General features: G+C 63.4%; 22 protein-coding genes and 1 pseudogene. 10 read left to right on the forward strand and 13 right to left on the reverse strand.

Annotated features, from left to right (window positions below; genetic code table 11):
• Nucleotides 1-225: 225 nt before the first annotated feature.
• The 9 genes and pseudogenes from FHT26_RS13240 to FHT26_RS13275 all read right to left on the reverse strand — a co-directional run bounded on the left by FHT26_RS13240 (nucleotide 226) and on the right by FHT26_RS13275 (nucleotide 7,443).
• Complete coding sequence (locus FHT26_RS13240) at nucleotides 226-567, reverse strand: Mor transcription activator family protein (RefSeq protein ID WP_168560612.1); 342 nt, start codon at nucleotides 565-567, stop codon at nucleotides 226-228.
• On the reverse strand, nucleotides 564-2,687 hold the full coding sequence (locus FHT26_RS13245) for a phage terminase large subunit family protein (protein ID WP_246867900.1): 2,124 nt from the start codon (nucleotides 2,685-2,687) through the stop codon (nucleotides 564-566). Before FHT26_RS13245 ends, FHT26_RS13240 begins: the two co-directional genes overlap by 4 nt.
• Before the next feature lie 5 nt (nucleotides 2,688-2,692).
• A complete protein-coding gene (locus FHT26_RS13250; RefSeq protein WP_168560614.1) occupies nucleotides 2,693-3,181 on the reverse strand; it encodes a terminase small subunit in 489 nt (162 codons plus the stop codon).
• 156 nt (nucleotides 3,182-3,337) lie between these two features.
• Nucleotides 3,338-4,135 (reverse strand): hypothetical protein, encoded by a 798-nt coding sequence (locus tag FHT26_RS13255; protein ID WP_168560615.1) that lies wholly within the window; start codon nucleotides 4,133-4,135, stop codon nucleotides 3,338-3,340.
• 26 nt (nucleotides 4,136-4,161) lie between these two features.
• The gene (locus FHT26_RS13260) at nucleotides 4,162-5,538 is read right to left on the reverse strand and encodes a replicative DNA helicase (RefSeq protein WP_168560616.1); all 1,377 of its coding nucleotides are present in this window, start codon (nucleotides 5,536-5,538) and stop codon (nucleotides 4,162-4,164) included.
• Nucleotides 5,535-5,897: a hypothetical protein gene (locus FHT26_RS29925; protein ID WP_246867923.1), complete on the reverse strand. Its 363-nt coding sequence runs from the start codon at nucleotides 5,895-5,897 to the stop codon at nucleotides 5,535-5,537. Before FHT26_RS29925 ends, FHT26_RS13260 begins: the two co-directional genes overlap by 4 nt.
• Before the next feature lie 522 nt (nucleotides 5,898-6,419).
• A pseudogene (locus FHT26_RS29930) lies at nucleotides 6,420-6,605 on the reverse strand (helix-turn-helix domain-containing protein); the annotation flags it as partial.
• 71 nt (nucleotides 6,606-6,676) lie between these two features.
• The gene (locus FHT26_RS13270; RefSeq protein ID WP_168560618.1) at nucleotides 6,677-6,970 is read right to left on the reverse strand and encodes a hypothetical protein; all 294 of its coding nucleotides are present in this window, start codon (nucleotides 6,968-6,970) and stop codon (nucleotides 6,677-6,679) included.
• On the reverse strand, nucleotides 6,970-7,443 hold the full coding sequence (locus tag FHT26_RS13275) for a phage regulatory CII family protein (protein ID WP_168560619.1): 474 nt from the start codon (nucleotides 7,441-7,443) through the stop codon (nucleotides 6,970-6,972). The genes FHT26_RS13270 and FHT26_RS13275 overlap by 1 nt, the downstream gene beginning before the upstream one ends.
• 27 nt (nucleotides 7,444-7,470) lie before the next feature.
• On the opposite strand from FHT26_RS13275, the gene FHT26_RS13280 reads away from it, so the two are divergent.
• Complete coding sequence (locus FHT26_RS13280; RefSeq protein ID WP_168560620.1) at nucleotides 7,471-7,779, forward strand: hypothetical protein; 309 nt, start codon at nucleotides 7,471-7,473, stop codon at nucleotides 7,777-7,779.
• A 12-nt stretch (nucleotides 7,780-7,791) separates the two neighbouring features.
• Here the strand turns inward: FHT26_RS13280 and FHT26_RS30605 are convergent, their stop codons facing one another.
• On the reverse strand, nucleotides 7,792-8,031 hold the full coding sequence (locus FHT26_RS30605) for a Cro/CI family transcriptional regulator (protein WP_490362787.1): 240 nt from the start codon (nucleotides 8,029-8,031) through the stop codon (nucleotides 7,792-7,794).
• 89 nt (nucleotides 8,032-8,120) lie between these two features.
• Between FHT26_RS30605 and FHT26_RS13285 the strand changes: the two genes are divergently transcribed.
• The 8 genes from FHT26_RS13285 to FHT26_RS13315 all read left to right on the forward strand — a co-directional run bounded on the left by FHT26_RS13285 (nucleotide 8,121) and on the right by FHT26_RS13315 (nucleotide 13,095).
• On the forward strand, nucleotides 8,121-8,831 hold the full coding sequence (locus FHT26_RS13285) for a S24 family peptidase (RefSeq protein WP_168560621.1): 711 nt from the start codon (nucleotides 8,121-8,123) through the stop codon (nucleotides 8,829-8,831).
• A 224-nt stretch (nucleotides 8,832-9,055) separates the two neighbouring features.
• Nucleotides 9,056-9,322 carry a hypothetical protein gene (locus FHT26_RS13290; protein WP_168560622.1) on the forward strand — a complete coding sequence of 89 codons (267 nt, stop codon included), beginning with the start codon at nucleotides 9,056-9,058 and terminating at the stop codon, nucleotides 9,320-9,322.
• Nucleotides 9,319-9,453, forward strand: a complete 135-nt coding sequence (locus tag FHT26_RS30345; protein ID WP_282597169.1) for a hypothetical protein — start codon at nucleotides 9,319-9,321, stop codon at nucleotides 9,451-9,453. The genes FHT26_RS13290 and FHT26_RS30345 overlap by 4 nt, the downstream gene beginning before the upstream one ends.
• A gap of 38 nt (nucleotides 9,454-9,491) precedes the next feature.
• A complete protein-coding gene (locus FHT26_RS13295) occupies nucleotides 9,492-9,875 on the forward strand; it encodes a hypothetical protein (RefSeq protein WP_168560623.1) in 384 nt (127 codons plus the stop codon).
• On the forward strand, nucleotides 9,872-10,081 hold the full coding sequence (locus FHT26_RS13300; protein ID WP_168560624.1) for a hypothetical protein: 210 nt from the start codon (nucleotides 9,872-9,874) through the stop codon (nucleotides 10,079-10,081). Before FHT26_RS13295 ends, FHT26_RS13300 begins: the two co-directional genes overlap by 4 nt.
• 35 nt (nucleotides 10,082-10,116) lie before the next feature.
• Nucleotides 10,117-10,716, forward strand: a complete 600-nt coding sequence (locus FHT26_RS13305; RefSeq protein ID WP_168560625.1) for an HD domain-containing protein — start codon at nucleotides 10,117-10,119, stop codon at nucleotides 10,714-10,716.
• 13 nt (nucleotides 10,717-10,729) lie between these two features.
• Nucleotides 10,730-12,232, forward strand: coding sequence for a ParB/RepB/Spo0J family partition protein (locus FHT26_RS13310; protein ID WP_168560626.1), 1,503 nt, complete (start codon nucleotides 10,730-10,732; stop codon nucleotides 12,230-12,232).
• Nucleotides 12,233-12,723: 491 nt separating this feature from the next.
• Nucleotides 12,724-13,095: an H-NS family nucleoid-associated regulatory protein gene (locus tag FHT26_RS13315; protein ID WP_168560627.1), complete on the forward strand. Its 372-nt coding sequence runs from the start codon at nucleotides 12,724-12,726 to the stop codon at nucleotides 13,093-13,095.
• Between the two features lie 430 nt (nucleotides 13,096-13,525).
• Here FHT26_RS13315 and FHT26_RS13320 read toward each other — a convergent pair whose 3' ends face one another.
• Nucleotides 13,526-17,539: a PIN domain-containing protein gene (locus FHT26_RS13320; protein ID WP_168560628.1), complete on the reverse strand. Its 4,014-nt coding sequence runs from the start codon at nucleotides 17,537-17,539 to the stop codon at nucleotides 13,526-13,528.
• Between the two features lie 1,251 nt (nucleotides 17,540-18,790).
• Between FHT26_RS13320 and FHT26_RS13325 the strand changes: the two genes are divergently transcribed.
• Nucleotides 18,791-19,810 (forward strand): glycosaminoglycan attachment site, encoded by a 1,020-nt coding sequence (locus FHT26_RS13325; protein ID WP_349238141.1) that lies wholly within the window; start codon nucleotides 18,791-18,793, stop codon nucleotides 19,808-19,810.
• Nucleotides 19,811-19,830: 20 nt separating this feature from the next.
• On the opposite strand, the gene FHT26_RS13330 is transcribed toward FHT26_RS13325, so the two are convergent.
• Nucleotides 19,831-21,297 (reverse strand): SEFIR domain-containing protein, encoded by a 1,467-nt coding sequence (locus tag FHT26_RS13330; RefSeq protein WP_168560629.1) that lies wholly within the window; start codon nucleotides 21,295-21,297, stop codon nucleotides 19,831-19,833.
• Between the two features lie 195 nt (nucleotides 21,298-21,492).
• Nucleotides 21,493-22,524: a tyrosine-type recombinase/integrase gene (locus tag FHT26_RS13335; RefSeq protein ID WP_168560630.1), complete on the reverse strand. Its 1,032-nt coding sequence runs from the start codon at nucleotides 22,522-22,524 to the stop codon at nucleotides 21,493-21,495.
• Nucleotides 22,525-22,540 lie beyond the last annotated feature (16 nt).

Genomic DNA, 22,540 nt, shown 5'->3' on the forward strand with positions numbered 1-22,540 from the left:
CCGCTCCCGTTCGGTTCGATGTTCTTGCTTGTGCAGGCCAGTCTAGCCGACAGAATTCGGACGTCAACATCCCTCTTTGGATGGGCGACACACGCCTGCAACAATCGTCGACTGTGGCGAGACGCCACGCCACAAGTCTGTCAAGAATGACGGCGGACGGCGAAACGGGCATGCGCGCTGACGCTGCCATGCGCCAGCCCCCGCATTCGCAGTCGCTCAGTGCAACTAAAACGTTCTGCCCTGACTCACGATCCGATAGACCGTTGAGCGTGCCAGGCCAAACAGCTGCATCAGCTCTTTGATGTTCCGCCCGTTGAACATCTCCCGCACGCGCTCATCGCGCGCCGACTTGTCCGGCGCCGGCACGTAGACATCGTCGCCACCGAACCGCGCCCGCATGCCCTGCACGATCTCGTGTGCGATGGCGCTGGCCCACGGCTCCTGGAAGGCCAGGTCATCGCGCAGGATCTCGGTCATGTCGAACACCCACTGCGTGGCGGCGTCGGCCTTGATCTCGTGGGCATCGGGACGGGGTTGCTGCTGGTGCTGGAAGGTTTGTTGGCTCACAGGCGGCTGCTCCAAGAATCGCTGACGATGAAAGAGTTCGGGACAACGGGACGGACGGCGGGTGGACGAGCTCGAGGTAGCGGAGGTGGTGCCGCGGCCACTGCACTCGGTTGTGCAGACGTCTGCACTGGCGCCGGATCGCTTCCCGCATTCGGGGCGGGTACCCCGCCGCCGGCGAACAGGTCCGGCTCAAGCCCGGCTTCCAGCCGCGCCCACAGCTTGTCGCTGAGCGTGTGCAGCCCGAGCATCTGCGCGCAGAACAGCGCGTACACCGTGCAGTCCAGCTTCTCGTTGCGCTTGCCGGCCGGCTTCAGCCAGCGGTGCTCTTCTCCCCTGCCCGTCTTCACCAGCATCCGGCTCTCGGCCGTCAGCTGGTCGTAGAACTCGGCTGTCAGCTCACGCGCGAAGTGCACGTAGCCGGGCCCCGGCTGACTGACCTGCAGCCGGCCGTAGAGCAAGTCCTTCGCGGTGTCGGTGCCGACGTGCCACAGCCGCACACCCTTGCGGATCGTCTTGCCACGCTCGTTCACGTCGACCAGCACGCTCGCGCTCTTGATCGGCCGGCCCAGCCGCGTCTCGCCCTTCACCGCGTACAGGTTCTGGTTCGGCCGGTTGCGCACGAAGACGTAGCACTGGTGGGTGAAGTGGCCGCCGGTGTCGATCGCCACCGCGTCGGCCGACATCTCGACGCCGCACACGTGCCGGTAGGTCGCCTTGATCGCCGGATCCAGCTTCAGATCCCATTCCCGCTGGTCAGCCGGGTTGCCGTAGATGACCAGGTCATCCACCACCCACATCTCCTCGCCCCGACCGAAGCCCCACACCACCAGCTCCCAGCGGTCGCCCTGCACGTCCACGCCGATCGCGAGCTTCACCGCTCCGCGCGGCACCGTGCGGAGGTGGTGGCCGTGCTTGCCGCGCAGCGCGAGCTGGCTGGCGTCGGTCTTCTCCAGCTCCTGCTCATAGGTCTCGCCGCGCGTGGTGTTGATGAAGGTTTTGAGGTCGCTGTCGTCGCCGGCCTGCGCCTTCTTCGCGGCCGTCAGCCAGTCGCGCACGATGCTCACCCAGGTCGCCTGCGGGCTGTAGGCAGTCCAGCAGAAGAACGCCACGTGCTTCGGCGGGCTGACCTCCTCGTCCGCCGCGTTCCTGAAGCGCAGCTGGACCGGGTCGCGCTCATCGATCCACAGCCCATCCTTGGCCTTCCACCGACCACGCCATGCCGCCAGGTACTCGGCCTGGGTAATGCACGCGCCGCAATGCGGGCAGACGTGGTGCGCAGTCTCCGGGTCGCCGTCCGTCCACTTCATCCCGTGCCGGGCGTCCTTGCCGCCCCAGTCGAGCGCGTGCTCGTCATCGCAGTGCGGGCAGCGAATGAAGTACTGGAAGCGCGCGTCCGCCTGGTGCTCGCGGTCCTCGATCAGGCTGAAGCCCTTGAGCTTCGGCGTGCTTCCCGCCACCGACTTTGGGAAGGTCGCGCCCTCGATGCGCTTGTCGCCCAGCCGGAAGGCGCTGCCCTCCTTCTCGATGTCGCGGTCGAAGCCGTCGGTCTCGTCGTAGTAGACGCAGTCCACGGTGATGCGGCGGTAGTTCTTCGCGGCCTTGCCGCCGCGCAGGTGGAGCTGGCAGCCGAGGAACCGCTTCTTCTTGATCGTGTTGTCCTTGGACTTGCGGTTGAACTTCGGGAACACGCGACGCATCACCTTCACGTCGCGCAGCATCGGCTCCAGCTCGGTGGTGACGAAGTCATCGCGGTCCTCGTCGGTGGGTTGGTACACCGCCTGGTTGCGCCGCTTGTGCTCCGCAAAGTAGCCGATGGCCGCGAGGAAGATCTTGGTGTAGCCGGTGCGCGCCGACTTCCGCCAGGTCACGTGCGTGATCTCGTCGTGGCCGATGCAGTCGGCAATGGCGACTTGGTACGGGTAGGCCTCCCAGCGGCCCTGCTCGTAGCTGCTCTCCTCCGACAGGTAGAAGTGCTCGGCCATCCACTGCGACAGCCGCATCGGCGTCGGAGCTTCGAGCGGGCGCAGACCGCGGCGCAGTGCCGCGTTGATCTCGTCGCGCTGCTCGGTGCCGAGGTCCATGAGCGACATCGGCCGCTCCAGCTCGACCACATAGTTCATGTCGTTCAAGCTTCGTCCTCCTCTTCGGGTTCTTCTTCTGCGTCCGCCAGCGTCATCGCCGCGGCGCGATTGCGAGCCTTCGTGACCTCCTCATCGAGGATGCGAAGCGCCTCGCCGGGCAGGTCCACGCGTCGGCGCACGCGCGGCACGAGGCCCTGCAGCAAGCTGCCCACGTCGCCGGCCATCTTGGCGAGCACCAGCTCGAGCACCGACACCGGCGCCAACTCGCGCCGGTTCACGGCGTTGTCCATCGCGACGCGGTCGGCCTGTTCACGCGCCAGACGTGCACGCTCGCGCGCCAGCTCGCCGTCGGCACCGCGGCCCGCTGCCTGCTCGCGCAGGTGCTTCGTGTAAGCGCGCAGCCAGGTCGCCGCCGGCTGGCCGGCCAGCAAGATGCCGCGCGCGAGCAGATCGCTGACGACTGGCTGGCTCACGCCGACCAGGTCGCCGAACTGTTCCTGCGTGACAGGGTGCGTGAGCGGCAAAGACAGCATGTCCTGTGGGTCTCCCATGGATATAACCCCCTTAGGAACGCCCCGCAACTGCGGTGCAAACGGGGTTCGAATTACCCTTGACCGAGGCCTCCAGGGAGGACCCGACTAGGGGGGTGGGGGGTGGGGTCGAGGCCTCGACCGCGTGCAGTTCGAACGTCATGCGCCCTGCCCTCCCGCGTCGAGCCCGAGCTTCGCGAGCTGTCGTTGCATGCGCTGCTCGTACAGCGGCTTGAAGCGCGTGTCGATGACGCGCTGCGCCGTGCCCACGAAGTCGAAGCGCTTGCCGTACCGCGTGCCGTTGACGAAGAGGAGCACCGGCTTGACCGCGCTGCCCGAGCTGAAGCGGTGCCGTGCCCACACGCCACGAGGCAGGTGCTGCACCTTGTCGCCGCGCTTCCACGATCCACGCCCCTGTCTCGACTCGCCGCCGTGCGCGACGAAGTACTCGACCTTGCTGCGCTTCGCCTTCGAGCGCTTGCTGTTCGTCGCGTTGGCATCGAAGCCCGCGAGGCTGAAGGCCTGCAGCTGGCTGAGGATCTGCACGATCTGGCCACGCCCCATGTTGCCGTATGCGTCGAGCTTGGCGCCCGGGCCGGGTACCGCGCGTTCGTTGCTGCGCATCAGGCCGGCGCGCACGAGGATCTCCTCGAAGCGCTTCAGCGGTCGGTTGCCGCCCTCGATCTGCGGCAGCAGGTAGTGCGCCCGCGTCGCGCCGTCCTTCAGCCAGACCGTCGCCTGCAGGGTGTTGCGGTTCGCGAAGCGGGTGTTCAGCGCCCGCAACGTGAAGGCCGTCGGGTTGTCGAAGCTCGACCGCATCGCGGCCACCTGCGCCTCGCGCACCTCCCGCGTCGTGTCGTTGATGGCCTGCGCCATCACGTTCGGGTGCTCCTGCTGCAGCTCGCCGAAGCTCTTGGCGATCTGGCTCGCATCGAAGCGGATGTTCATCTTGAGCATGTCGTCTCCCTCGGATTGCTCGCCGTTCAGTCCAAGCCGCCGCCGCGCTGCACCCGGCCGATGCTCTTGGCCGGAGCCGGACCCTCCCAGTCCGTGAAGCGCTGGTACGCGCCATCGAAGGTGAAGTTCAGCGTGTCGGTCGGCCCGTTCTTGTGCTTGACCACGTGTAGCTCGGCGTGCATCTTGTTGGCCTCGGTCGGGTTGCGCCGGTGCTCTCGGTGCAGCAGCCCGATGAGGTCGGCCGCGCCCTCGATGTCGCCGCTGTCGCGCAGGTCGCTCATCTGCGGCGGACCGGTGCGCTTGTCCGCCTCGCGGTTCATCTGCGACAGCAGGATGATCCAGACGCCGAATTCCTTGGCCGCCCGCTTCAGGCCGTTGGCGATCTTGCCCAGCTCCTGGTTGCGGTTGCTGCCGTCGCCTTCCATCAGCTGCAGGTAGTCGATGACGACCATGCTCAGCTTCTTGTGCCGGCGCTTCACCTGCTGGATCTTGCGGCGCACGTCCATGATGGAGAGTGCCGCCTGGTCGTCCATCGCGATGTGCAGCTTCCCGAGTGCCTCGACGCCTTCGGTCACGCCCTCCCACATGCTCTCCGGTGCGCGCTGCGGGTTGCGCAGGTCGGCGAGGTTCACACGCCCTGCCGCTGCCACGTGCCGGGCCGTCAGCGAGTTCAGGCTGTCTTCCTGGGTCAGCATCAGCACCTGGTGCTTGCGGCCCACGTTGCGGCTGAGCGTCAGGACCATGCCGGTCTTGCCCATGCTCGGCCGAGCGCCGATCACCCACAGCTCGCCCGGCCTGCCGCCGCCCGCGGTGCAGTGGTCCAGGTCCTTCAGCCCGGTCTGGATGGAGGTGGTCTTGCCCTCGTAGCGCTCGATCAGGTCGTCGACGAAGTTCACGACCAGCTCGCTGATGTCGCGCGGCTCGTTGCGCTCGGCCACCGCGTTCAGCGCCAGCAGCTTCGTGATCATCTGGTCGATCACCTCGTCGACCGGGCGCGGCTTGCCGTCGGCAGCGTGGGCACCACGCGAGATCTCGTCGGCGACAGCCGAGCCCAGGCGCATGACTTCCCGCTCGCGCCAGCGCTCGACGAGCAGCTCGGCGTGGCGTTGCGCCGCCCGGCCGCTCGCCACGCAGGACAGCAGCTGGTTCAGGTACACCATGCTGTGGTCGCCCTTGTCGTGGACGGTCACGAGGTCGGCCAGCTTGCCGGCGATCAGCAGCTCGCTGATGGTCTCGTAGATCGCGCGGTGGTCGGCCTGGTAGAAGTGCTCGGGCTTGAGGATCGTGCTGACCGTCTCGAAGGCCTGGTTGTCAAAGAGCAAGGCGCCCAGCACCGCGTGCTCGGCCTCCTCGCTGTGGGGTGCGCTGTGCGGGACGTTGAACGGGGCGGGACGGCGGCTCATGCGGGGGCTCCGGGATGGTGGTGGTCGTCGTGGCCCTGGTGGGCTCGGTCGGCCTGCTGGCTCTGCTCGCGCTGCATCACGGCCAGCGCCTGCAGTCCCTGGGTCGTGAGCTGGGCGCCCTCGCCCGGCTTGAGGAACCACAGCCGGAACCAGTTGTCGCGGACGCTATTGCGGAACGTCTGGCGCCAGTCGCGCTGCCGCTTGCCCTCGGCACGTCGGGTCTTGAACTCGCGCCAGTGCAGCAGCAGGATGTCGCGGTCGATGCCGACGGTCTGGCAGTAGTCGAAGACCGGGTCGGTGTCGGGTATCGGACGCTCGCTCTTCCGCCGGCACTCGGCGATGAAGGTGGCCAGGCTCACCAACGGCTTCTGCCTCGACTGCCGGGTTTCGTCCGGACCATCGATCCCGAGGTCTTCAGCCCCTTCAGGGGGTTGGGGGTTAGTCTTTTGTAGAGGTTCTCTTATGGTTAGGGGGCACGACGTGCCGGTCTGACCGGCATCTGGTGCCGGTTGGGGGGCACGTGGTGCCGGTTGGGCGGCATATGGTGCCGGTTGGGCGGCATATGGTGCCGGGCCGAATGCACCTCTCGCATGCACCTGGGCGGCACCTCGTGCCGGTTGACCTGCACCACGTGCCGCTTGACCGGCACCAGGTGCCGCCTTGGGGTGGATTCCGGGGGCTTCGGGAGCTTGTGGAAAGCCCGCGAAGGCGGCACGTGGTGCCGGTTGGTGCCCGGGGGTCCACCGAGGGCCGCGAGCAGGCGCCACAGGTGTTGCTTCGCCGTCCTCGACGGCATGGATGTCCTGCGGTGCGTAGTGGCCCGGCGTGAGCGTGTAGACGTTCGAGCGCATCTCGCCGGGGCTCACGCGCAGCAGTCGAGCCTCCTCCAGCCAGCGGATGGCGTTGCGCACCGCACGCTCGCTCAGGCACGTGCGCAACGCGATCGTCTCGACCTTGGGCCAGCAGAAGCCCTGATCGTTGGCCTGGTCGGCCAAGCTGATCAGGACCGCCTTCGGTGTCGGCGGCATGCGCAGTGGCCAGCAGTCGGCCATCAGGCGCGTACTCATCGGGCAACACCCTTCCCTTGCAGCCGTTTGGGCCGCAATGCGTTTTGTCGGTTCATGTGGAGGTGCGGGCGTCAGGCCCGCAGGTTGGAGGCGTGAGAGAGGCGGCCCACGCGTTGGGCGTGGTCGCTCTGGCAGTCGGGATCGCAGTAGCGAGCGGCGGGGTCGCAGCCCGAGTCGCAGTTGGCGCAGGTGCCGAGCGGCGCGCGGACCAAGTTCAGCGCCTGAGCCTCCTGCTGGGCGCGCAGTCGGTGGCGGACCAGGGCGGCCTGCAGGTACGCCGCTTCGCTGACGCTGACCAGGTCGTCTTCGCTCGCACGCTCCAGCGTGTCGCGGCCATCGTGGACGGTGATCGTGCCCGCGTTCATCAGCAGACCTCCCGGAAGGTCTTCGGGCGGCTGGCCTCGTTGCGCAGCCTCAGGGTGGTGAGCACCGCCTGGATGGCAGACACCAGCTCAGTAGCCTCGCGCTCGACACGGCGCAGCTCGTTGTCGGAGACCGCACCATCGGCCATCACCTCACCGACTTGGCTGATCAGCTCGGCGAACTCGCGCGCCACCCGCGTCACGCTCTTGAAGGTGTTGTCGTCGCTGTCGTCAGGGCACGGCGGCAGCGGTAGCACCATGCAGTGGCAAGCCATTGCGAAGGCGTTGAGGATCGCGTGGTTCTTCGTCAGCAGCGTGAGCTTGAGCGCGTCGGCCAGGCCGAGCTTGGCGGTCGCGTAGTTGGGATCGACTTCGTGGTTCAGCGTCGACGTGCTCTTGCCGAGCAGCGGTGCGAGCGCCGACGTGCCGCCGGGATGGTCGTGCACGAGGTTGAAGGCGGCGGTTTGGACATTCATGGCATGGGCCTGTGAAAGAGGCTATGGATGGACCGCGCACTGGTAGCCATACTGCGCACCAATGAGCGCACGAGAAAGAAACTGATGAGCGAGAAGAAGACGGAGGGGATGAGCGTCGAAATGGTGTTTGCGCAGGTGGGCGTCGAGTTCACCGAGATCGCGTCGCCGATGGGACCGATGGGCGCGCTGCAGGTGACGCTGACTGCACCAGCAGGCCAACCCCCTGCCACACTGGTACTCGGCGTACCGGCTGCGCGCCAGCTCGTAGCAGCGCTGCGAGAAGCGCTGTCTCTTCACACTGCCCGGCCGCCCTCGCGGCCTGAAGCACTGCAGTAGCTTCGGTGTGGGTCAGCATTTCGACGCCCCCGCTTCCGACGTACGAACGATGTCGGTGCAGTTCGCGTCAAGCGGCTGGGCGGACGCAGCAAACCAGTCCGGCTTCAAGCAACGAAGTTGCCAAATGCGGGCTTGCGGCAGCACCTCTCTCCACTGGCTGACCGCAGACGGCGAGATGCCAAAGATCTCTGCGAGGGGTTTCACCCCGCGGGCCAGTCGGATGGCCGCTGACTTAGTGAGTTGAGCTTCCATAGCGCAATAGCTTAGCACACTGATCTTTTGCTCAGCAAGCACGCTAAGTGAACTGTGTGCGCTAATCCTGCTTAACTATCGAACTGCCGATGAGCACCCTCGCCGAACGGATCAAGGAAGCCATGGAAGGCGCATCCCTGCGCCCCGCGGACCTTGCGCGCGCCACGAAAAAGACCTCGGGCGCGGTGACCATGTGGCTCGGCGGAGGCATCAAGAGCCTAAAGGCTGAGAGCGCAGCGGCACTGGAAGCGGTGACGGGATACAGCGCCGAGTGGATCGTCACCGGGAAGCTTCCGAAGAAGCGGCCGCAGACCGGAATCACAGAAGCGGCGTTCAATCGGGTCATGTGGGACATCGTCGATGAGGGCAACACTGCCGAGGACGATCTCCACAATTCGAAGGTCCGAGTGCCCGTGGTTGCCACCGTTCAAATGGGAGAAGAGGGGCTCTACGAAGAGCTGGCCTATCCTCTCGGGCGACCCGATGGATACATCGAGGGATACAGCCGCGATCCGAACGCTTACGCGCTGCGCATTCGTGGGGATGGTCTGCACCCAGCAATCCGGGATGGGCAGTACGTTGTCGTTGAGCCCACCGCGGCATGCGAACCTGGCGAGTACGTGGTCATCGCCCTCGATGAAGGCCATCGAATGATCAAAGAGTTCATGTTCGAGCGCGGTGGCATCGTGACCGTTCTCAGCGTGAATACTGGCAAGCGCTCCACGTTCGATCGGGCCGGCATCCCGGTCATGCATCCCATCGTCGCAGTGGTATCCGCAAGGCGCTGGCACCCCAACTGATGCCGCTTCGGCTCGCGTTCTCGCGGCTCAAGTGACGTATCTGCAGACCCCTGACACGAACGTCCTGGCTGTTCGGCGAGCTCGGCCCCAGCACACATAACAGCCTCACGCGCGAGTACCGCCTCGGTGCTCACCCCTCCGATTAGTTGACTGCACTAAGTGGTTTACTTAGCGCATCGAGCTTAGTGCGCTAAGCTTGCATCCGAATCAACACCGGACATGCAATGCGCCAACTCGCTCAACTCCATCGCCGCTCGTACGGCAGCAGCCGAACGTCGAACCCCGTCCTCCATCGCGAAACATCGTTGCGCAGCTACCGCTGCCACTTCCACCCCGCGGACCGGAGCGGCTTCCCGGCCGCCTGCGACACGGGCGTCCTGCCATTCGTGCAGGTGAAGGCACGCGACGCTGAGCACGCGCAGCGCGTCGCCCATCAACTGACCGGCTGCTCCATCAGCAACGTCGAGCGCCTCGACGAGGTCGCTGCATGAGTGCGACCCACACGCACTTCCCCCTCGAAGCCTGGGCCGACCGCAATCCGCGCTTGCGCTGGCCCCTCGTGTACCTGCTGCTGCTCCTGCTCTGGGGCCTCGGCGGCTGGATCGCGCCCATCGACTTCTGAGCCCGCGCCTGCGCAGGCTCCCATCACCGGAGACGTCCATGAATTCCATCGCACAGACGGAGTCCACTCTCGCCGTGCCCGCAGCACCGCTCATTGAGCCATGCTCCGCCCCTGCCGCTGACGCGCCGCGTGCGCCGCTCGGTGGCTTTCCTGACCCTGCCGCCGCACAGCGCCAGGCGGATCGCGCAGCCGCTGCCCGGCTGGCCGCACTCATCCCCAAGCAGCGGCTGGAAGACCTGAAGAAACACATCGTCGCCCACGCGCTCGATGAGGCACGCGAAGCGATCCTGGCCGCGGCCGTTGCGGGACGCCGCGCCAGCTTCTGGTCGGGCTGGCGCCATGGTCTCGTTTGGGGCATCCCGATCGGCAGCCTCGCGATCGTCGCAGCAGCAGCCGCCGGCCTGCACTGGGCTGCAGCATGAAGCCCGCCGAAAGCTGGATCCAAGTTCCGCCGCTGCGCGGTTGCGTGCTGTGCCGCCATGGTGCGTTCGATGCTGCCGGAGCCCGCATCTGCACCTGCACCGAAGCAGGCCTGCGCGAGCCCACACCGGTGGAACTGATGCGCGATGCGCGCGGCCGCTGCGGTCCTGATGCTCGCTACCTCGACTTCGCCGGCCTGCGCTGCTGACGACCACCCCCTAGTTCACTCACCCAAGAGCCCCCATGAGCTGGATCACCACTGCCACCGGCGCCGAGGTCTCGCTGCAGCATCCGCAGCCCGGCGCCATCAACCTGCGCACGATCGCGCATCACCTCAGCCTCATCAACCGCTTCACCGGCGCCACCTGCCGCCCGTACAGCGTCGCCGAGCACTCGCTGCTCGTCTGCAAGATCGCCGAGCGTGAATTCAACCTCGACGTGCACGGCCAGTTCGCCGCGCTGATGCACGACGCCCACGAAGCCTTTGTCAACGATCTCGCCTCGCCAGTGAAAGACGAAGTCGGGGCGCCCTGGCACACGCTGGAGAGCCGCTTCGCTCGCGTCATCCGCAACGGCTTCGCGCTCAACGTCGCCAACGCCACGCACGCCAAGGCGATCAAGCAGGCCGACTTGATGGCGCTGGCTACCGAGCGCGCCCAGCTGTTGCCCGCATCCACCACGCCGTGGCCGGTACTCGTCGGAGTGCAACCCGTCACCTGGGTGAACCTGATGTCGCCCGCCTGTCGCGACACACCCTGGAGCGCCTGGCGCAATGCCTTCATCGAGCGCGCCGACTCCCTCGACTTCCAACGCCAGCAGCTGGCACGCCAGCTCGGCCGCTGAGCATCAAACCCCGATGAAAACCATGGAAACCATCCACGCGCTAGCTCTCGACCAGTTGCACGAGAGTCCCTTCAATCCGCGCCGCACCTTCACCGGCATCGACGCCCTCGCGGCGAACATCCTGGCCGAGGGCCGCATTCATCAGCCGATCCTGGTTCGTCCCCGGCCAGACGGCGTCGGCCTGGAGATCGTCTTCGGGCATCGCCGCGTGCGCGCCGCTCGCTTCGCCAACCTCGATACGGCTCCCTGCATGGTGCGGGACATGACCGATGCGGAAGCCCGCAGCGCCCAGGTGGTCGAGAACCTGCAGCGCACCGACGTGCATCCGCTCGAAGAGGCTGAGGGATTCATGTCGATGATCCAGAACGACGGCCTGACCATCGAGGATCTGGTCGTGAAGTTCGGCAAGAGCCGCACCTTCATCTACAACCGGTTCAAGCTGCTCGACGCGTGCCCGGCGCTGCGCGACGCCTACCTGGCCGACGAACTCGGCACCGAGGCAACGCAGCTCATCGCGCGCCTGCCATCGACTGCCCTGCAAGAGAAGGCGTTGGATTGCATCCGGCAAGACGCCCAGGCTCGCCTCGACAACGGCGGCAAGGTCAGCTATCGCCGCATCCACGCCCTGCTCAGCGATCGGTTCTCGCTGGAACTGAGCGCAGCCATCTTCGACATCACCGACGCAGACTTGCTGCCCGAGGTCGGGAACTGTGTCGACTGCTGGAAGCGCTCCGGCAACGCACCCGATTTCTCGGACGTCGCCCACCTCGGCAGCAACGCTGGCGGCCAAGCTGCAGGCTCGACGCGTGGCAGTGCAGACGTCTGCACTGATCCGGACTGCTTCGCCGAGAAGAAAAAGGTTCACCTGATGCGGGTCGTTCCGCGCGCGCCGGCTGCCGCTGCACCCACCGAGCAGGCCACGCCCGATCGCGAACCGGCGCCGCACGTCGAGGCGGTTGTGACTGAGGACATCCCGTCAAATACGCACGAGCACAAGCCGGCGGAATCGACCGTAGAGCCGGCCGCCAACGGCACCGACGCAGATCACGATCCGCCAGCCGCAACGCCAATGCCCAAGCCCGTCCGCAACCAACGGCGGAAGGCGATCGACGAGAACGTCACGCCTGCCACTCTCGCAAGCCGCAGCCGGCTCGACCTGCTAAAGCGCGTCCGCGAGCGAGCCCTCGCCACCGAGCGCAGCGCGTTCGATCTGCGGCTGGTCGCCAAGTTCGTCTGCGAGTCCATCGCATGGCGTCACCGCGCCACCCTTGAAGGCTTGTACGACTGTGGCATCGGGAACCTGGCATCGCGCATCGACGAGATGCACCCCTCGGCGGTCGCACTCTTCCTTCTTGACTGCGCGCTCGCGGCCAACGTGATGGTCGGACCTGACGACGCAGAAGAGCAACCGACCCATCTGCTCGCGGCAGCCGAGCACTATCAAATCGGCACACCGCTACTTCCGCGCGACGCCGACAAGAAAACACAGAATCAGACGATCAAAGGGAACTTCTAAGATGGAAGGAAATATCGAACAGATCACCGACATCCTCAAGCGCCTCATGGACGTGCGAACACTCGACGCGCGCCTGTGGGATACCGCCGACGTAGCGACCTATTTGAAGTTGAACGTCGCGCACGTACGACGCTCTCTCCTTACTCGCTCCGACTTCCCGAGCGCTGTCGACTTGCCTGGAGCGGGCAGTGAACCCATCAGACGTTTCAGGCCAGACGACGTCCGAGACTGGGCGGAGAAATTTCGCAGATAGTCCGACAACTCTCGATGTCCGCCGTCAGCCTCGGCGCAGCATATCCGCAGCCAGCGCGAACCGAACGTCGGCTTTGCCACGACAGCAATGCTTCCCGTTGATCGCTAAGATCTACCGGACGCACCAAGTGAAAATCGCAATCAAAACCGGTGCGTAGAAGATGTTTGAAATCTACTTCGAACTTTCAGACTCTCTATCGCCCCGTATGATCTGCCCCACCAAATCAATAGGAGAACATATGGCGAAGTCCCTCGATCAGCTGAGAAGAGAAGCAGAGAAGCTTCAAAAGCAGATTGCCTTTCTCGAGCAATCAGAGAACAAGATTGTCGAGTACGTCGCACAAATGCGGCAGGCAATCAAAGAGGCCGGATTCGATGTTGCCGATGTGATCAAGCACCTGCAGGAAAAGAAGACTCGTGCGCCTCGTGGCACTGCAGAAAAGAAGGTGCCTGAGAGCCAAGACACCAATGGCGCGAAGCCTGAAGCTGGCGTCACATACAAGCACTCGTCATGGCCTGAGCCTTGGACCTCCGCCGGAAAACGCGCGCCCAAGTACGTGATTGCAACGATCAAGTCCGGGAAGACTTGGAAGCAGTTGGTCCAGAGATAACCCGGGGCGGCATCCGAAGGCAGCCTCGGTCTGAAGCCGTGGGGAACTCTCGGGCGTTAGTTTTGCAGCGGATGCAGACTATCGCTTCGAACCACCCACCGACTGCTTGCTGCCTTAACGCGGACGTTGCGGCGCTCCGGAGGCAGCCAAGCGATCGGTCAAGCGGGCTGAACGTGAGGACGCTCGTCAACGTGTCGCGCCCCTGTGGAGCCAGGATGGGTTGACGTGCGCTCTGCAACTGCGCGAACTGAAGCAATCGAGCCAGAAGCAACATCCACCTTCCGGATCTCGCAGTCTCGAAGCGGACCGTCGGGCTGGTGCGATCTGCGGGGATCCGGTGAAGCCGGCGTCTCCATAGCGCGTTCATCCACTTCGCCGAAGGCCAGCATCTAACCCTGATTGCTGCCAAAGTTGGCTTCCCGATTCTGGCTCAGAGGTCTTCTCCTTGCACAGGATCCACGTGCTGGACAGGCGGCTCCACCGGGTCCTTCGCCTCCCCGTCGAAAGTGAGATATGGAGTCCGCATGCACTTCAACGCACGTAGCTTGATTGATCGTCGACGCGGCGGTGAGAAGGCAAGCTTTGCGGCGGCTTCAACCTCCTCCCCAAGAGCCTTGGCGTAGACCTTCATGCGCTGCTGTCGGTGGCCCTCAACAGCGGCATACGGGATGAGGATGCCGTTGCTCTTGCGGGCCATATCGCTAGCAAAGTCAACGGCGGCCCTCAAGAGTGCCTCTTGATTGCAGTGAGGGTGGCGCAGGCTTGCTTCGACGATGTGCCCCAAGAGCTCCGCGAACGCCTTGAACTGAGTGGGTTGCCGCGCCTGCAGTTCGAGGAACTCGAACGCAACGGATACCGCGGACACCAGTTCGGTGGAACTGGAGGCCAGGTAGTCCTTGAACCGCTGAAGCCCCTCGGTAAGCGCGCAGCCTCCTTGCAGGCACATAAACACCAGGTCATAGGAGCCTAGCGAGACGAAGTTGCGATTCCGCAGGAACATGCGGACGACAGCAAATGTGTACTGTAGATGCGTCAGCGCCCCTCGCTCTCCGGCGTACCGAAGCACCTCTTGTGGCCACACCGACTTGACCTTCGCGGCGATAAAGCCGAACTGCGCGAGTCGTCCGTCCACGGTAAACAGAGTCGCGTTCTTCTCCGCGGTCAGGAGCAGCGCCGCGTGTTCCTCGTCCTCGAGAACGTCTTGCGCTCGCTCCAGGTCTGCTGGAAGCTCCTCCGGGCCGTAGGCAGGAACCATCACACAGTGCTGGCGAACCGCGTCAACCATGCTTTGAATGAGCGCCTTCTGCCGCTCTCTATCCTGATTCGTGTACTCGACGAATCGCATGGCGTTGTGATCGAACATATGTCCGCCTGAGCGTTCGAGCTTCGCCTCTTCGAGTCGAGCTTCAAGAATCTCAACGGCCTTCGTTGAGATGTAGACGCGAGGTAGGGACGCCAGGGCGGCAAGGCAGTCAAGTGACGCCAGCTCGGCAATGGTCGCGGCATCAACCACATATTCGGCGTCTGCCCGCTTGAGCAGCTCGACAGTTGCCTCCCGTTGCTCCTTGGTACCAGCACAAACGAACAATGGAGGTGCGTCAGATGGCCACCCCAAGACCATGTCGACCACGCTTCGCCCGAGCAGATTACCCAGGATCCCCAGGGTAATCGGACTATCTGCGTACCCTTGAAGAGCTCGTCGAGAGTGCTCTGACTGCCGCTTCAGCATGGCGTGCACGTGGCTGAAGTCGACGCCCTTGTCTGTCTTCGGAACCGGCACCGACATGACAGGTAGCTTAGAAGCAAGGGGCGAGTTCACCCGCGCCTGCGCGACGTGAAGCAAACGCCGGAACGTGGTCGTCACCTCTGCAACAACATAGCGGAGTTCGGTTCCGAAGGGGCCAGGCAGAGAGACTTGCTCGCCCACGGAAACACCCATAAGGCTGCGCGCTATGTCACCTGTAGGAGCGACCATGCCTTCGCGGGCCGGGAGGTCCGGCAGTCCCTCCGGGTCTATTGAGAGTGTCACCGTCCCGCCCAGCTCGTTCTTGAGCGTCACGGCTGAACCCGGCTGAACTTTCGTCAGTTCCTCTTCCATAAAAGGAAGGTCTTGCGGCCCAGCCACAATGGCAATGAAGTACGCGGATGCGGCATCTACATCGTCGAGGTTGCGACGAAACATGCCATACAGCCGTAGCATGCCCGTCTCCTTGCGCTCAAAGCGAAGCTCAAGAGACGCAATCTGCGTGAGAAGTCGTGACGGCCCGGAAAGCTCGGAAGGAACCGACTCGAGTGCACGGTGGAACCGAGCCATCTTGCGCATCTTGAGGTCGAGCGCGAGACGCAGCAACCAGCCGCCAGCCTCATGCGGCCGCCGCTCCACATTCAGCTCGGCGAGGGGCACCAGAAACTGCCAGTCCGAGGCTTGTTGCCCCAGGTCAATCGCCAGACTCAGCGCCCGCTCGTCACTTGTCCAGGTGTCTGGGAACGATAGAACTAGTTCCTTCGCTTTGCGCAGTGCGCCAGTTCGCACATAGCAGCGAAGCAGCCGGTTGTGGAGTTCTGAGTGCTTGCCCCGTGGGGCGAGCAGCTCGTACTGACGGGCAGCAAGCTCCAGCTTGTCCGTGGCGAAGAGAAGGTCCGCGAGTAAGAGGCGCTCGGTTGGAGCTGTGTCTCTAGACACCAGAGTGCAGGCCTTTTCAATTGCTGCATCGGCTGCCGCCTCGTCCTTACCCGCATACAGTATCCGAGCGCCGCCACAAATGATGGCGAGGCTGTCGGAGCTCGCAATATCTGCTGCCTTGACCTCCGTCAGTGCTTGCCGCTTGCCGGTGCCTGAACGCCAGAGGGCTACCCACCGCATAGCGCGCAGCAGGTGCGGCACATCGTTCTGCTGGAAGCCCTTTTGCGCGACCATTGCCTGCACGGCCTCGACCAGTTGGAAATCGCCCACATCGGCAGCGTTCTCCGCGAGCAAAATCAGAGCCTCTTCCTCGAGGTCATCGATCCATTCGCGGCCACGCTGGACCAGTTCGTCTAGCCGCTCCAACCGACGATAGGCTTCCAAAGCGACGCGTCTCAAGCGGGGGGTCAAAGCGCCGCTGTGTAGGGCCTCTTCCACGAGCACGAGAGTCTCTTCGGGCATGCCCAGCACAAGGTAGCTGTAGCCGAGGTGCACCAGCGTGTCTTCGACTGAGCCCGGCGATTGCACCGACCAAACGCGGTCTTTCCGCGGGGTTAGCGTCTCGACGGCCTGCTGGAGCGCGGCAATTGCCGCTTCGCTCACCAAACCATGAGCAACCTTGACAGGGTCACTGGCAGCCACCTCGAGCGCCAGCACCAACGCCGTGTTCCGCACAAAGAACCCAGCATCGGGTTTGGCGAGTGCCCTGGCGCTCAGCTCAACGGCACCTGCGAGGTCTCCGGCCTTCTTTCGTGCCCACGCCAATAGCTGCAGCACATCGCAGTCGTCGCGCATCGCAGCGGGAGCGTCGGCAGGCGCAAGGTGGAGGCCCTTGACCATCCTGGCATTTGCGTGGGCAATCCAGACATGGACCGAGGCGGGAAACCTTGCGAGCGCCTCTTGCCCAGCGGTCAGTGCCTCGTCAACTCGGTCTTGAAATAGCAGCCCTCGAACCCAAGCGGCAGCAATCTTCTCGTCGTCCGGATATAGCTCGGCGGCGCGGAGGAAGTCGGGTGCGGCAGCAGCGTCGCTTTCCAGATGCCACGTGCACACGCCACGTTGCACGTACCAGCGTGCCTGCTGGTGGGCGTCGAAGAGCGCCATGTCCGTGCCGATGCGCTGCAGGTCCTCAAGAGCGTCCTTGAACCTCGCCGCCCGAAGTACGTCGTTGATGGCGTCGAGCTGCGACGAGAGGTACTTGTTGACGGAATCTGGGCGACCACCCGGGAGCGCTGCCAAGACCTCGAGCTTGGAGTTGATGCTGAGGAGGTTCGCCTGGAGCCCTGCACTCTGTTCGTCCAATCGGTGAAAGACGGCACCAGGCGCGTTTGGTGCGTAGTCATTCTGCAGCTTGGGGCTGCCGCGAATGTGCCGGCAGAGATCCTGCCAGAACTCAATCTTGACGGGATACTGCCCTTTCGCGACCCGCGCATCTGAAAGGTCCTGAACCTCTCTAAGAAGGACCGCATCGCTAGTAGCTGTAGTAGCGACGACAAGGCGAACGATAGGAGTGTTCGCCAGGTCGGCTTCGGAGACTTCGTGTGCTACGTGTTTGAGCTTCAGCGCTCCGTCCGCATATCTCTTGCACTGAACGCCGAGACGGCCTTCTGGCGCGTCAATGAAAACGTCGATGCCGCCTTGCTTCTGGCCGCGGCGTCCGTTCGTCTGCGGCAACGGGTCGTTGAAAACTGTCCCGTAGATTCGGGCACACATGTCTTCGAACTCGCCATCGCCTACGGGCTTCGAAATCTCGAACTGCACGTTGTGCATCTTCCTCCCAGCGGGCGTGCCGACAGGTTCAACCAGGACCAGTCAGCGAGCAGATGTTGGGCATCTTACGAGGCAAGCCGCACGGACCCCAAAGCTGTCCGAGTCCGCACCTGTGCGGTGCGCCCTGGTAAGTGGGGCGGGGGGCATACTCCTTTAGTGCGACCCTTCGTCGACGTCATGCGACGGCATTGCTTCGCGACTTGGCTGCATCCGCCTCGTGAGGCAATACTGTGAGGCTGTGAGGAAGTCGTTTCAAAGGAGACCGAGATCTATGGCACTCTTATCCTGCATCGGACGTGACGGTGTCTCTCGTGCGTTCGATTACACGCATTCGACAAACATCAGCGGCGAGCTCACCTTCCGCGCAAGAACAATTCCGCCCCCGTCGTCCGGAGACTTCTTCGAACTGACACTGGAAGAAGTCAATCCGAGCACTGTCCGAGTTGTCATGGCCAACCACTTCTCACGCATTGAGTACGCGGCAATGGGAATACCAGAGGCTCTTCTTCCTGAAGTCAAGCGGGTACTCGGCCGCGAAGTGGAGTCGAGCCCATCAAGTGGGGCGACTGCCAACATTCGTCGGTCTCCGGAAGCAACAAAGTACTGGGATCGCTTGGTTCTGCTAGGAGGTGCGATGTACGACGCTAGCCGAGATGTCTACTCAGTGCTGTAGCTCTGCAGTCGTTGAGCGAGCAAATTGGCTGCGATTCAGTCGCAACCGGATGGACGTGGTCGAGAAGGCTATGAGCGCGGCGCTCGCGCGCGTTGAGTGAACCAATGTCCAGTCTTGCGCGAACGGCCGACTTCCTCTCGCAGGTAGCGAAGTGAAGGACAGGTCGAGGCCGGCAGATGGGTAAACGACGGCCAACTTGGGGTCGATAACCGCGCCTCGCGGCTCACATCAGCCATTCGGCCAAGTCAGCCGGGTCGCTGCGGCGCCCCCCCCACTCGGCCGTCACTGAGCCGATCTAAGGCGGTACGTAACGAGAGTCTCCTTGGGGTCCGAGCAGGCGTTCAGTGCCTAAATCTGACCGATCGCACGCAGTCTGACGTGGCCTCCCAACAGCGGGTCGACCGTTTTGCAGCTGAAGCTGACTTTGGCTCGCTCGCTGTCACTGTCGGCTCTGCCGCCGATTGCAGTCCTTCGCCCTAGCTCAACTAGACAGCTAGAAGAGCAAGCGACCATCAGCTCTGCCGCGGGCTGCCTATCATGCACAGCCCACCCAACTAGCGACCAGCAACGTGCCAATCGATCTGTTTCGTCCGCAAGTACCACCCGAACGTCAGCACATGATCTTTCGCCGGCTGATGGAAGATGAATACGCGCCCGAGCGCGCTGTGCTAGAGAACTGGGCTAAAGGGTTCGAGGATCGTGACGGCAAGTTCGTGCAAGAGCTGCAGCTGACATTCGAGTCGAGCTTTTGGGAGCTCTACCTGAATGCCGCGCTCAGAACGTGGGGGCTCGTACCGGACATGGCATTCACGTCTCCGGACTTTGTGATCCCACAGCCGACATGGTTGACGATGGAAGCCACCATCGCGGCCCCGCCGAAAGGCGGCGCGCCAGCATTCGGGTACGACGTCCGAGACATACCGGGCGACTTCTCGAAGTTCAATGCAGATGCAGCGGTCCGCATCTGCAACAGCTTCGACGCCAAGGCGCGCCGCTATCGAAACTACTACTCTGCACTGCCTCACGTTTCCGGGGCGCCTTTCGTCATAGCGATCGCAGCCTTTGATCGGCCACTTGCTCACTTCGCGGCCAGCCGTCCAGTCATCGCTGCTATCTACGGGCTGTATCACGACGAGGCGGCGACGTTACGCGACGCGGAGAGAGTCGCGAGCTACAACGTGGCAACCGCAGCCAAGTCGGAGACCGTTGATATTCCTGTGGGCCTATTCTGCGACGACAGCTACTCGGAGGTCTCAGCGGTCATCTACAGCTCACTCGCGACCTGGGGCAAAATGCGCGCTCTTGCAGACAATCCAACGGCCCTCACCATCTACAGATCCTTCCATCCGAAGGAAGGGAGCCTGTTCCCTGAGGTTCGAACGGCGCAAAAGTGCGACTACCAAGAGAACTTGATGGATGGCCTCTGGGTGCTGCATAACCCGTTTGCAAAGCATCCGATTGCCGACGGCGTTTTGTCTCATCCGAGGGTTGCGGAAGTACGTGTAGCGCAAGACGGTGAGCTGCAAATCACGGCGCCCGACGACTTCCTCCTGCTCCGCATGCTCATGTCCGTCACGCCGAAGCCATAAGTTTTGCGGTCATGGCGCGATCACTTCGTCAGTACCTGCAGATTCACAGCCTCAGCAAAGTTGAACCGAGGGAAGCGTCCAAGGGAGAGTTGTTTGAAGTCATCGAGCAATGGGCGAGCAGCGTCGACTTTGCTCAACAGGTCGGCACCCGATGCTGCGCCTATGGCAGTGTGAATGCCCTGTCGAATCTCGTCGTCCACCGCCTTTTGGAAGAGCGGTAGCCTTTGCGATGTCGATAGGTAGACAGCGGTGCGCGGCGCCCAAAACGGGTACATAGCGTCGACCACGCCGGCCTTGGCGTGCGCCACGCCATGGAGAGCCATGAAGACGTCGGCCTGAGCCAGTTCCAGGAACGATGTGTGGTCGACCGAGCAGCGCTCCTTCAGCATGTCCGCAGTCATTGATGCTCTATTCGCACGCAGGCGATTGTTCCGGTGCTCATCCATTGACGCGATGTACGAGTCGAACGAGGTGATGTCGGAGGTTCGTACATTTCTGGATTCGGTCCTGATGAGATAGGGATAGCTCAGCAGGCGACGCAGGGACTTCCAACGTTCGAATCGAATGAGTGCCGCGACAAGGATGAGCGTCACTTCGAGCGAGAAGAATCGGAAAGTGTCAGCCCAGACCTCCATGAACTGACTTTGATCGAGGGGCGGACCGAACTGCTGGCCCAGTTGCTCGAGCAAGTGAAACGAGGCCTTCAGGCATCTCGGGTCATCGCCCGAGAATCCAGCGACTGCGTCGGCATAGTCGGACAGCTGGTCGCGCAAGGCCTTGGTCTTAAGAATGGCCTGATAGATCTCCTCGTCGTAGCCGCTCTTGCTGGCGTCTGGCTTCACGTAAAGCCTTGACATCTCGGCGAGCAGGCTGCGAATGAACAGCATCTCCAATCCATCGCGGTTGGGCTTGCCTTCTCGTATAGCGCGAACAGCCGACAGGAACTCCTTTGCCGCGGGCAGTCCAACCCCTTCGTCCTTGAGAAAGGTTGGAGCCTCGCCGAGCTGCGGTTCTGGATAGAGCGGGCGATCGAAGATCTGGCGCAGGATCTCGTCCAAGCCCTCGCCGAACCTCTCGGCCGACGACATGTCGACGTAGATGCGCCCCTTCATGAAGACGGGAAGGAACGCCTCCCCGTCATCGCCACGCTCACAGACGACCGGGATGAACTTTGTCTGATGCACCTTGGCGTAGAGCTCTTGCGAGATGATCTGGCTCTCGGTCCCTACGCCACCGGCGCGTGCGTCCGCCTTCTCCTGATACTTGCGGTCGCACAGAACTAGTACCTTGACCACGGTGACATCAGTCACCATCGACTCCATGAACACGTACTTGTCTTGACCTGGCTTCAGATGCCACTTGTCGAGGATAGCGTCGACGCCGTGTGTTCTTAGGGCGGTGGCTAGATCCATCACGAGCTGCTCGTGCTCGGCGCCCGACCAGCTGTACGAAATGAAGACCTTCGGATGTTCCTTGGCTGCACTCACTTCTTGCTCCCTTGGGCCCAGATTCTAGGACTGGCCATGCCGAAGGAGGGTATGGGGGCAGTCGAAACAGACGGTCGCGGCCGGACGAGTGACAGCTCATGCCAGCAGCGGTCATTGACCGGCTTGGCTTCGACAACCGGCAACCAGCCTCAAGCCGACCGACGGAACCGCAGGAGGAATGGCAAGGGAAGTGCCCTAGTCAAGTTTCGCCGCAATGTCCGCAGCCGTCGCGTTGAAGTACCGAAGCGCCATCTTCATGTCGGTCCAGCCAAACATTCGACAGAGCTCGAAGGGCGTCAACTTTCCAGAGCTACCGAGCCGAGTCGCTGCCGTATGCCGCGACGCATGAAATGTGATGTCCCCGAGCTCCTTCGGCCGGTACTTCCGATACAGCGCATCTGCGCTGCTCGCCGAAGGTCCGAACGCCAGCTCACCGCCGGCCGACAATTCCAAGATCTCGATCGCTCGTCGACTCAGAGGAACGTTGCGCGCCTGACCATTCTTCGTCAGCGGAAGATGTGCAACCCGATTCTTGTTGTCGACGTTGCTAGCACGCAGGCCGAAGATCTCGCCAGCGCGCATGCCGGTCTCCAGCGCAAAGAGAAGCCCCAACGCTACCCGCTGTGATTGGGTCGTTGGCGCGCCATCGGTATACCCGAGCGCCGCACACAAGGCCTTCACCTCCTTGGGCGACATCACGCGCTCCTTGCCCGGCGGCGGCGCAGGACTCTTGACGCGAGTCAGCACGTTGACCTTGAGCCAGCCCCACTCATCGAGCGCAATCCGGTACATGGCCCGGATTACGTTGAAGTCGCGCGCGATCGAACCTGGTGCGAGAGGCTTGCGGTCGACGCTTCCCGCCGCGAGCGAATCGCGCCAGGCGGACCACTCGTCCGATGTGATGTCCGCGAGCGGCTTGTCGATGAACGGAATCGTCGCCTTGAACTTCGCGATCCGGATACCCTCGGCACGCCATCCGCGCTTCTTGCTCGTCTCGGTTTCCTCGTATCGTTCGAAGGCCTGTCGAAGGGTCCTGCGAGGCACCTTGCCCACGCGACCGTCCTCGATCTCGGCCTCGCGTTCAGCGGCCCAACGGGTGGCCTCCGCCTTGGTCCGGAAGTTCTCCGAAGCACTCACTCCACGCTTGCGGACCTCGGCCCTCCAGCGCTCTCCCACCTTGCGAATCGTTGCCCTGCCTTGGCGCAAATTTGGCGCAATGGGGTGCAACTGAGGCTGCTTTCTG

The organism is Rhizobacter sp. SG703, from assembly GCF_012275445.1.
Classification (GTDB): domain Bacteria; phylum Pseudomonadota; class Gammaproteobacteria; order Burkholderiales; family Burkholderiaceae_C; genus Rhizobacter.